Annotated in this window: 3 protein-coding genes; all 3 read right to left on the bottom strand. The window is 46.4% G+C overall.

The window, feature by feature from the left end; translation table 11 throughout:
- Nucleotides 1–172: 172 nt before the first annotated feature.
- The gene (locus HGO40_RS30470) at nt 173–643 is read right to left on the bottom strand and encodes a hypothetical protein (protein ID WP_250966062.1); all 471 of its coding nucleotides are present in this window, start codon (nt 641–643) and stop codon (nt 173–175) included.
- Nucleotides 644–788: 145 nt separating this feature from the next.
- Nucleotides 789–995, bottom strand: coding sequence for a hypothetical protein (locus tag HGO40_RS30465; RefSeq protein ID WP_250966061.1), 207 nt, complete (start codon nt 993–995; stop codon nt 789–791).
- 97 nt (nt 996–1,092) lie between these two features.
- On the bottom strand, nt 1,093–1,401 hold a 309-nt coding region (locus HGO40_RS30460), incomplete at its 5' end, for a hypothetical protein (protein WP_250966060.1).

The following is a 1,401-nucleotide window of genomic DNA, read 5'->3' as shown; positions in this document are numbered from 1 at the left end:
GACCGCAGCCGCTGCCAGAAGCCCCGTCAGTTGCGACAGCATCAGTTGCAGATCTTTGTTTTCACCCGCCACCTTGGAAGAAAGGGGACAGATCTATTTATAAACCGAGCAAAACCAACAAATCTGCCCTCTGCGCTTCATAAAATAAACCTGCCCCTTTTTTGTCTTAAGGCTAGTTCACCGAAATCAAATCAAGCCCTTCACTACGCATTATCTCAACTGGAATTTCGTCATAAACAAAAAGCTCGTCTCCTAAATTCAATACGGATAGACAAGAGCCGCCATCAAACGAAAGAGCAACGCCTATTACCGCCTCGGCCACTGAAGACTGCACCAGCGAAGCTGAAAGCAATTTTTCCTCCACAACATTAAGAAAATAGGGCTCGCCAGAGACACAAAAGACGTCTTGCCTGCCGTACTTACCTAAGTCGCAACCGACAATTGGATCGAGAGAAAACAATAGCGATGAGCCGTCACCACCACCATAGAGCTTCCCGGCCTCAAAACCATAGAATTGAAAGCTGACTTCTTGAGGAAAAGGGTCCCTTCTAGAAGCAAAAACATGAAAAATAGCATTTACAGATAATAGTTTCTTCCCAAGCACAGCCAGCAACCAAGCGGTCATAAGATCAGGGTGCCTCATTACCTTACATCTCCTTTTAATGCGCTTTGAAAGGAAAGGGGCAGATCTATTTATAAACCAAGAAAAACAATGAGCCTGCCCCTCTGCGCCTCACAAAATAAATCTGCCCCCTTTTTGCTGAAAGTTTATGCCTTCCTGCGCCTTGTCAATACTCGGTTTGGCGGGCTAGCCAATATAGCGACGTATCGTCATCGATTTTGTCTATCGACAAATGCTTGTCGAACTGCCGAATTGTCGCGACCTCGTCCCAGGGTTTTCCTTCTGCGCTTTTATGTTCGTAATGAATGCACCCGGTCAGCGTGAAGCAAAACAAAATTACTGCAATAAAGCGCAGAACAATATCGTGACGCATCAATGGCCCTCCTAGGCTCAGATCAAAGGTACGGATTGTTGTACCTTCCCCATCCTAACTCTTGGCAAAAACAGAAAAATGGAGATCCACTCGCAAACTAAACCACTACAACATCACCAGAATCCAAATAAATTGAATAGGCCTCATATCCACCTTCGCTACCAGCCTCAACGACGATCGTGTCGCCAGAATGGAATGTTATCTCCAACCCCGCTCCTTCAGCTTCTTTAACCGACACGACGTCTTGCAGTAAAAAACCCAATAAAGGCGCACTCGTATACGAGTCAGAAAACTCTCGCCGTCCTAAGGTGCCGCCGACCTTATACGTTAACCCTCCCTCTATACAGAAAGAGACTTTATAAGGAGATACACCAGGGGCCGCTTGCGGACGTGCAAAGTCCAACTT

The organism is Pseudomonas sp. CG7, assembly GCF_023701885.1.
In the GTDB taxonomy this organism is placed as follows: Bacteria; Pseudomonadota; Gammaproteobacteria; order Pseudomonadales; family Pseudomonadaceae; genus Aquipseudomonas; species Aquipseudomonas zanjanensis.
Note: the sequence above shows the minus strand (reverse complement) of the source record. Positions and strands in the feature narration are given on the sequence as shown.

What these genes read in the sequence shown, in the direction of transcription:
- HGO40_RS30470 (WP_250966062.1), bottom strand. Translation starts at nt 643, where the DNA reads ATGAGGCACCCTGATCTTATGACCGCTTGGTTGCTGGCTGTGCTTGGG.
- HGO40_RS30465 (WP_250966061.1), bottom strand. Translation starts at nt 995, where the DNA reads ATGCGTCACGATATTGTTCTGCGCTTTATTGCAGTAATTTTGTTTTGC.